This window comes from Paenibacillus sp. FSL R7-269 (genome assembly GCF_000517865.1).
Taxonomy (GTDB): domain Bacteria; phylum Bacillota; class Bacilli; order Paenibacillales; family Paenibacillaceae; genus Paenibacillus_AQ.
In genome coordinates, this window is the sequence record NZ_ASPS01000016.1 from 173,390 (window position 1) to 181,752 (window position 8,363).

Genomic DNA, 8,363 nt, shown 5'->3' on the forward strand with positions numbered 1-8,363 from the left:
ATTTACATCATCACCAAGCCTTGCAAAGGGCTTACCTCAAAAAATACCCATACAGCACCATATTCAGCAGCAGCAGCAGCGGAATTCCGAGTCTGAAGGAAGTATGCCTTGTCTTGTGGCGCTTGCGGTACATGGCAATCAGCACACCCAGCGCACCGCCCATGAACGCCAGCAGAAACAATGTTTTCTCCGGCACCCGATCCCGTCTCTTCCGGGCCTTGTTCTTGTCTTCCGACATTACTACATACCCGATAATGTTGATCAGCGCGAACCACAGCAATACCACCTTGACCATCCTTCCGGCCCCTCCTCCTAGCATCCTATCTGCACTCTATTATATTACCCTTTCCGGCAAAAAACCAATAACCTCACATCACCGGCCCTGCAACTGCCGCTCTTTCTTGCTCCGCCCGCCTGCGGCTCCGGCCTCCCTGATCCAGAACCAGGACAGTACCGCTGCAAGCACCGCTGCCATGGCGCCCAGCCAGAAGCCTCCTCGCAGACCATAAGCCGCACTCATCCATCCCGCTACAAAAGGACCGCCGGACATACCAATCGCATACACCGCCTGATAGAACCCCATCGCTGTCGCCCGCTTGAACGGAGCTACCCCGGAGACGGATTTACCCAGCAGCAGCGGGAAGATCAGTCCCTGCATGAACCCGTTCCCGATCTGTGTTACACATAACGCAGCAAGCGTTGGCATCGAAGGAATGAGCAGCGTGAACACCGCACTTCCGGCAAAACCAAGCATCAGCGTCCCCCGGTCCCCCAGCCACCGGCCGAACAGCCGCGCACCATAGAGGGTTGCTATCGCATGAGGCAGCATAAAAGCCAGCGTCAGCCAGCCGAGACTCCCCTTGCTCGCTCCAATATAGAGCGCCTGATTCGGCGTGTAGCCGAACATCGTAATGAACAGCACACAATGGGCCAGCACCGATAACAGCGATACTTTTACCAGCAGCGGCTCCTTCACTACACCGGTCAGGTCCTTTATCTGAATCTCCGTGCGCTTCTCCAGCTGTTGCTCTGGAAGACGGACGACCAGCAGCATCGCAGCCACCGCCACAATCCCTCCGATGATGAACGGAGTATTCCAGCCGAAGTGTTCTACGATATACCCGCTGATCATCATACTGGTCAACTGGGCAATCACCGTGGTGAACTGGAGCATACCCATAGCCCTGCCCGCCTCTTCTTTCGGAAAATACCCCGCGAACATCACCGAGTACACGACCCACGCCGATGCCGCTATCCCCGAGACCGCCCGCGCGGCCAGCGCCCAGCCCGGATGGGCCCCTGCCAGGAACAGCAGACAGCTCGCTCCGCTTGCAATCAGCCCCAGATAAATGAACGGCCGCCGCCGGTTAAGCACATCTGACCCCATCCCTATCGGCAGCCGGAACAGAATCTGCATCAGGCCGTATATCCCCAGCACCGCTCCTACCATGACATAAGAAGCTCCCAGATGCTCCACATACGGCGAGAGCACCGGGACATAGATATACGAAGAGAACCAGAACATAAAGACTATCACCAGAAAATACAACCGGCTGCTCTCCTTCGTACCCTGAGCCTCTGCCGCTTTCACCACACCCTCTATCCCTTCAGCCGCTGCCACTTCTCCACCTGCCCCACTCTATTTAGCGGAACCCTAACACCGGATCCCGTATCAATCATTTACAGTAAAGCATATCTGCCGTCCCTTAGACAGCCTTACTTTGGCTTCTTGCGGCTATTCGCCCTTCTGTTTCGCTTCCATCGCAGCCTTCAGCAGATCACCAAGATTGTTGCCGGCACTTTCCGTCTTGCTGTACTGCTGAACCAGCTTCTGCTGCTCGCGTTTATTGATATGCTTGTGGTCCTTATCCATCGTCTCTGTAATGCCGCAGCCGAGGCACTGCACATACTTTCCGGCCTTGCCTTCCTTCATCTCCATCTTCTTATGGCACTGCGGGCAGCGGCGGTTCGACAACTGCTTCTCGCCCGCCCGGGTGTAGCCGCAATCCTCCTTCGGACAGACCAGCAGCCTGCCGCGTTTGGTCTTCTTTTCTAACATCCTTGTTCCACACTCCGGACAATGGCTGTTAGAGACATTATGCGGCTTGTATTCCGCTCCGCTGTTCTTCACCCCGGACACCAGCTCCTGGGCCATACTCCGAATCCCCTGCAAAAAAGGCTCCGGGCGCCCCTGCCCGCGCGCAATTCTCTCCAGCTCCGCTTCCCAGCGTGCCGTCAGCTCCGGTGTACGCAGCTGCCCCGAGACCAGCTCAATCAACTGCTTCCCCTTGCCGGTCGGATGCAGCAGATTGCCCTGCCGTTCAATTGTATCCGAGCTGACCAGCTTCTCGATGATATCCGCACGTGTGGCCGGTGTCCCCAGCCCATGCTTCTCCATCTGCGTCAGCAGCGTGGCTTCGTTATAACGCTTCGGCGGATGTGTCCGTCCCGGCTTGATGATGCAGCGCGCAAGCTTCACGCTATCGCCTTCCCGCAGCTCCGGCAGCTTCACATTGCCTGCCGCGGGTTCATCCCCCGCATTCTCCTCTTCGTCATCCGAGCTCATATCTCCGCCGTATACCTCACGCCAGCCTGCATCCTTGACGGTAGTTCCCTTCACATAGAAGCTTTCACCATCCACGGTTACCGTTACAGCTACGGCGTCATAACGGGCCGGAGGATAGAACAGGCTAATGAACCGCCGTACGATCAGATCGTAGAGCTTCCGCTCTTCCGCACTCAGCAGATTAAGCAGCACCGTCTGCTCTGTCGGAATAATCGCATGGTGATCACTGACCTTGCTGTCATCGACAATCCGCTTCGTAATCGGCAGCGGCTTCCGCAGCAGCGGTCTGGCGAGGGAGGCATACGGCCCGACAGCCACACTGTCGAGTCTTTCTTTTAACGTACCCGTCATATCAGCGGTCAGATAACGGCTGTCTGTACGCGGATAAGTGACCAGCTTATGTTGTTCATACAGCTTCTGGAGCACACTTGAGGTCTGTTTGGCCGAGAAGCCAAATTTGCGGTTGGCATCCCGCTGCAGCTCGGTCAGATCATAGGCCAGCGGATGCGGCTCGCTTTTCTCACTCTTTTGTACCTTAGTGATCCGCCCGCTGCGGCCTGTAAGCTTATCCTTAAGGACATCCGTCTTCTCCCTGTCAAAAATCCGGCCGTCCCCGCCCTGCGCACGCCACCCCGCCTGGAAATTCCCGAAGTCCCCAGTCAGCAGGTCATATTCCTGGGAACGGAAGCCGGTAATCTCACTCTCCCGGTCCATAATCATTCCCAGGGTAGGTGTCTGCACACGCCCCGCAGAGAGCGGCGCGCCGAACTTGCAGGTTAAGGCCCGCGTCACATTCAGCCCGATCATCCAATCCGCCTCAGCACGGCAGCGTGCAGATTCATACAGGCGGTCGAAATCCCGTCCAGGCCGCAGAGAAGCGAAGCCCTCTTTAATGGCCTTATCCGTCTGCGAAGAGATCCACAGCCGCCGGAACGGCTTTTTCCAGCCAGCCATATTCATAATCCAGCGGGCCAGCAGCTCACCCTCACGGGCCGCGTCTGTTGCCACGATCAGCTCTTCGATATCCTGCCGCTTCATTAGCTGCTGCACGGCCTTATATTGCTGACTGGTCTCGCGCAGCACCTTCAGCTTGGCCTTCTCTGGAAGAATCGGCAGATCCTCCAACGCCCACGTTGCATATTTATTGTTATAGTCCTCAGGCTCAGCCAGACCAACCAGATGCCCGAGAGCCCAGGTCACCACATATTTCGGACCTTCCATATAACTCTTCTGTTTATTTCCACAGCCCAGCACCCGCGCAATCTCACGGGCTACCGACGGCTTCTCTGCTAATACTAATACCTTCATCGTCCAAACCCCTCCCTGTCATCAACAACCTATTATACCATGACATACAAGTCCGCAATTATCATCAGGCCGAATTCCCTTTACTTCCGATAGACTAGAATCATCCCCAGCCGAAAGGAGTCACAGACAATGTCCGCATCAGAATCGTATAATATTATACCAGTAGGAGTTGTAACAGGAACACAGCAGAACCTGCAACTTGAGATTAGACCCGAATACAGACCCGCCTTGAAGGGGTTAGAGGCCTTCAGCCACTGCCAGATTCTATGGTGGATTCATGAATTTGCAGCAGATCACTTCCGGGGAACTACGCAGATTGAGCCTCCCTATGATGCCCCGGTTAGCGGTGTATTTGCCACCCGGTCTCCGGTCCGCCCTAATCCGCTTGGACTGACGGTTGCCCGTATTCTATCCGTTGACCTAGATCAGGGAATTGTGGAGGTCAGCGGACTGGATGCCTATCCGGGAACGCCCGTGCTTGATATCAAAGCTTATTTCCCTTCCACCGACCGTGTCTGTCAGGTTAGAGTGCCTGCATGGGCTGCCTCATGGGGAGAGTGGACTGTAGAGTAACCTAGAGGAGAGGACTTCATGAAGAACAGCCAGCTCATTCTACAGGCGATTGAATATATTGAATCGAAACTGAAGCAGCCGCTGTCTGTTCTGGACCTCTCCAGAGAGACCGGCTATTCCCTGTTCCACTTTATCCGCCTGTTTCAAGGGGTTACCGGACTCACACCGGGCGACTATATGGCAAGACGGAGGATTTCAGAGGCGGCCCGGGATATTCTGAGCAGTCCCGAGCGGACTTTTCACGAGATCTCACTGGACTATGCTTATAATGATTACGAGACCTTCACCCGGTCCTTCAAAAGACTGCTGCACACCACTCCCACCCATATCCGTCACAAGTCTAACCCGGATATCCCTCTGTTGCTCCATCCCTTACAGCCCGCTGATTTGACGCACTGGTCAGACCAGAAGGGCGCCTCTCCTGACCTGATTGAGCTTGGTGAAATCAGACTTCAGGGGCGGTTCATTACCGTTACGCAAGATCAGTCGGTCATCGGATCCGCATGGGAGCAGCTGTTCAGCAGCCTTTCTGCTATCCCGGACCGCAAGCTGCCAGAACAATATTACCAGCTAGGCTATTGGCCGGATAACTATGAGGATCAGGGAATCTCCTTTCACATTGCCTGTGAGTTGAACACCCTGGCATCTGTACGTACCGGCAATACCGTTCAGTCGAGTTGCGAACAAGTTGGCAGCAACCTGCCTATCCATACACTGCCGCCAGCACGTTATCTCAGATTTAAGCATACAGGGCCATCCGCAGAAGTCTCTGCCACCTACAAATATATCTATGGCGTTTTTCTGCCGAGAACCGATTACCGCCTGAACCTCTCCTATGAATTTGAATACTACGGCAAGGACTATCTCGGACCGGAGCATCCGGATTCAGTAAGTGAAATCTACATTCCGCTAACATTGCTTTAATCGTCAAAAAGCCCGCATCTGCACAGCAGACGCGGACTAGAGCATAAATTATTTCACACCTAACTTTTCTGAAATTCAAGGAATTTGTATCGTTGTTTCAAGCTCCTTCATATAAGTTTTTACCGGTTTCCCATCGGCATCCAACAAGAGTTTCGGCTCATTATCCAGAGTCATTGTATACGGTCTGACCGTAATCGTCTTGGGTTTTTGCGGGAAGGTATTGTACAGGCTATCCACAATAGGATGCTGAACCGCCTTCATCATGGCATATCCGAGACCCTTTGGACCAATAACATTACCGGCATCATCCACAAGCTCATAGAATACCTCCGTTGGACCATATTCCCCTGTCTGCTCCGGCGATGCAGGCACCTCTCCTTCGCTGGTGACGACCAGCCTCATCGCAGCAGGCGTGATGTCCAGACTCTTTACTTTATAATGGAAGGAGTCTTTGCTTGCCCCCTGACCCGGAGTAAGATTGATGATCCCCTCCGCAAGCTTCTTCACCGTCACCTGGAACTTAAAGGGCTCGGCGATTTGGGCAACCGGCACACTGATATTTACCTTGAATTCATCTCCGAGAGCTGATGTATTCCACAATTCTCTCATTTCCAATAAAAGGGTATTGGGTTGCCCCTGTACGTCGCCTGTAGAAGAAGAACCGAAGCCCATACGCTCACCAGATTCCAGGGTAACTTCAGGCAACCCCAGCAGGCCTTTCGTCGATTGATCGAATTCATGGGTTTTATAATCAGTAATCTCCGCCAGCATCCGCTCATCCGCTACTCCAGCCCTTTCAAATCCAATAGCCAGTTGAATCCCGTCATAAAATACCTCTGTAACACTTAACGTCACTCCATCTTTGGTCACGCTCATGTTAGGTGAAGTGGTCAGCCCCTGTTCCGCCGCCAACTTCAAACCTGGGTTCTCCGTATGCTTGAATATACTGTTGAACACGGGGAGCTGACTCAAAGTATCGGCCCAGGCCGGGGAGATGAATCCTGCAGTTATCGTACCTAATCCTATCACTGCAGCTATACTTGCGGCTGCTAACGTCTTCTTAAGCAATTTGCTTCCTCCTCTGGTCTCCAAATGTTCGATCCGGTTCATAATCTGCTCATTATAGCTATCAACAGGAAACTCCACTCTTCCGACACTGCTGCGAATATGTTCCAGCATTTGCTTCTCAGTTTGATTCTGCCATTTCTCCATGAGCACATTCTCTCCCTTCATCCGCTTTTTGCTGAATCAGTTTTTTACGGAGCCGTTCATATTTTTTGCGCAATGCCGCCGAACTGCTTCCGGTAATCATTGAGATCTCTTCGAAGCTGTATTGTTCAATGACACGAAGGATTAATAGCCCCCGCTCTTCCGAAGTGAGGTTTTCCAAAATCCGGTCTACCGGCGGCTCCTCCGGCAACGCTTGTTGATGCGTCATCAGCTGCAGCTTATAAAGGGACAGCAACCGGCTGCGGCGCTTACGCCTGCGTAGCTGGTCCAGGCAATGATGATAAGCCACCTTATATAGCCAAGCCGAAAAAGAAACCCGCTTCTCATAACGCCTAAGCTGCTGATATACCTTCACGAATATATCCTGCACAGCGTCCTCTGCTTCTTCACGGTTTCTTAGGAGATAGTAGCAATACGTGTAAATCTTTCTTTCATATTCCGTAATTATTGTTGTAAAAGCTTGCCTGTCACCTGCGTGTACCTGATGAATAGCTTCTTCAATCTTTTTGGATTCAGGTGGGCCCCCGGGGTTGCCTTGCTCCAAAGAAATCACCTCCATTTTCCTTTTACACCTGTATAACGATTATCAATTGTGTATTTGTGACATATAAGAAAGTAGCAAATATGACAAAAGACAGTTCCCCTGAAATCCGAGCAACTGTCTAGATTTAACATTATGTAAGTCTCTCTCAGACATCTATCTATCTTCTAAGCTTCAGGCAAGCTTCAAAAAAGATTCGTCCCCCGCCTTGACCGCGCACATATACCCCTTCTTCAGTCAGAGAAGAACGCATAACACTAATCTCCTCACCATACTTGGCTTCCTGGGCATAGGTAATATGGAGCCCCGTAAGCTCTAACTCCTCCCACTCCTCCAGCGCCAGAGCATCACAGCATAAATCTGCATACCGCGCATTGTTAAGATGTTTGTTGTTATCCAGCCCGCTATATCTTACCTGATAACGGTAGGCCTCCTGCAAGGGAAGTTCTGGTGGAATGATTACTTTATCCGGCAGACTGCCTACGGAATCCTCTACATATGGCTCGACAACAATAGGCAAGGCTGACGGACGCAAAATCTTTCGTTTGCCGATATCCACAAGCGCCCAGATCGATCGCGCCGAAGCTAGCTCTACACCTTGGGCATCATAAATCCGGTAATCCCGCTGCCAGAGCGGTCCTTTGTTTCCTTTACTCCAGGTGTGTACATCAAGAAGCTCACTCGGGGACGGCAGACGCTGCAGATTCAGATCAAGGGTGATAACCATCCAACCCATTCCCGCCTTAAGCATACTCTCCATACTTAGCCCAAGACTGCTTACAGCCGAATCCGCAGCACGCTGCATGATATCCAGCAGAAAGGAGAGCTTGCCCCTTGACCGGTAATCCGTGTCACTTGCCTGAACCCTGAACTGCTCTGTCCACAAAAAGCTGCTGTGCTTGTCCATAACTTTCGGCTCCTTCGTCTAACTATCCCCAATTTTCCGTGCCTATCCACATTATTCTACCGGATATCCACATCATTTGGGGAGAAGTATCAAAAAAAATAAATCTATCCACATGTGTATAACTATGTTCCACTTGTAAGAATACCTGAATTCTACTCACAAGCTGTCCACACACTTCCCCGAAAATACAAAAAGACCACTGTCGAGGTATCAACAGTGGTCTTGCGTGCTTGGCAACGTCCTACTCTCCCAGGACCCTTCGGTCCAAGTACCATCGGCGCTGGAGGGCTTAACGGTCGTGTTCGGGATGGGTA

At 52.4% G+C, this 8,363-nt stretch carries 8 protein-coding genes and 1 rRNA gene; 2 read left to right on the plus strand and 7 right to left on the minus strand.

The window, feature by feature from the left end; translation table 11 throughout:
• Positions 1-31 precede the first annotated feature (31 nt).
• The 3 genes from C162_RS08075 to C162_RS08085 form a co-directional block, all read right to left on the minus strand.
• Positions 32-295 carry a DUF1294 domain-containing protein gene (locus tag C162_RS08075; protein WP_036693313.1) on the minus strand — a complete coding sequence of 88 codons (264 nt, stop codon included), beginning with the start codon at positions 293-295 and terminating at the stop codon, positions 32-34.
• 78 nt (positions 296-373) lie between these two features.
• Complete coding sequence (locus tag C162_RS08080; RefSeq protein ID WP_051493309.1) at positions 374-1,621, minus strand: MFS transporter; 1,248 nt, start codon at positions 1,619-1,621, stop codon at positions 374-376.
• Positions 1,622-1,735: 114 nt separating this feature from the next.
• Positions 1,736-3,874: a DNA topoisomerase III gene (locus C162_RS08085; RefSeq protein ID WP_036693314.1), complete on the minus strand. Its 2,139-nt coding sequence runs from the start codon at positions 3,872-3,874 to the stop codon at positions 1,736-1,738.
• 129 nt (positions 3,875-4,003) lie between these two features.
• Here C162_RS08085 and tsaA point away from each other — a divergent pair, with 129 nt between their 5' ends.
• Both tsaA and C162_RS08095 read left to right on the plus strand, forming a co-directional pair.
• Positions 4,004-4,447: a tRNA (N6-threonylcarbamoyladenosine(37)-N6)-methyltransferase TrmO gene (gene tsaA / locus C162_RS08090; protein WP_051493310.1), complete on the plus strand. Its 444-nt coding sequence runs from the start codon at positions 4,004-4,006 to the stop codon at positions 4,445-4,447.
• An 18-nt stretch (positions 4,448-4,465) separates the two neighbouring features.
• Entirely contained in the window at positions 4,466-5,371 is a 906-nt protein-coding gene (locus tag C162_RS08095) for an AraC family transcriptional regulator (RefSeq protein ID WP_036693316.1), read from the plus strand.
• Positions 5,372-5,446: 75 nt separating this feature from the next.
• On the opposite strand, the gene C162_RS08100 is transcribed toward C162_RS08095, so the two are convergent.
• The 4 genes from C162_RS08100 to rrf form a co-directional block, all read right to left on the minus strand.
• Positions 5,447-6,583: a DUF4179 domain-containing protein gene (locus C162_RS08100; RefSeq protein WP_036693317.1), complete on the minus strand. Its 1,137-nt coding sequence runs from the start codon at positions 6,581-6,583 to the stop codon at positions 5,447-5,449.
• Positions 6,558-7,160, minus strand: coding sequence for an RNA polymerase sigma factor (locus tag C162_RS08105; protein WP_051493311.1), 603 nt, complete (start codon positions 7,158-7,160; stop codon positions 6,558-6,560). The genes C162_RS08100 and C162_RS08105 overlap by 26 nt, the downstream gene beginning before the upstream one ends.
• A gap of 142 nt (positions 7,161-7,302) precedes the next feature.
• The gene (locus C162_RS08110) at positions 7,303-8,049 is read right to left on the minus strand and encodes an acyl-[acyl-carrier-protein] thioesterase (RefSeq protein ID WP_036693321.1); all 747 of its coding nucleotides are present in this window, start codon (positions 8,047-8,049) and stop codon (positions 7,303-7,305) included.
• Positions 8,050-8,277: 228 nt separating this feature from the next.
• Positions 8,278-8,363: ribosomal RNA gene (gene rrf, locus C162_RS34230) — 5S ribosomal RNA — on the minus strand; the annotation flags it as partial.

Bases quoted from the DNA above. Each gene is read 5' to 3' on its own strand.
- C162_RS08075 (WP_036693313.1), bottom strand. From the start codon at position 295: ATGGTCAAGGTGGTATTGCTGTGGTTCGCGCTGATCAACATTATCGGG.
- C162_RS08085 (WP_036693314.1), bottom strand. From the start codon at position 3,874: ATGAAGGTATTAGTATTAGCAGAGAAGCCGTCGGTAGCCCGTGAGATT.
- tsaA (WP_051493310.1), top strand. From the start codon at position 4,004: ATGTCCGCATCAGAATCGTATAATATTATACCAGTAGGAGTTGTAACA.
- C162_RS08095 (WP_036693316.1), top strand. From the start codon at position 4,466: ATGAAGAACAGCCAGCTCATTCTACAGGCGATTGAATATATTGAATCG.
- C162_RS08100 (WP_036693317.1), bottom strand. From the start codon at position 6,583: ATGGAGAAATGGCAGAATCAAACTGAGAAGCAAATGCTGGAACATATT.
- C162_RS08105 (WP_051493311.1), bottom strand. From the start codon at position 7,160: ATGGAGGTGATTTCTTTGGAGCAAGGCAACCCCGGGGGCCCACCTGAA.
- C162_RS08110 (WP_036693321.1), bottom strand. From the start codon at position 8,049: ATGGACAAGCACAGCAGCTTTTTGTGGACAGAGCAGTTCAGGGTTCAG.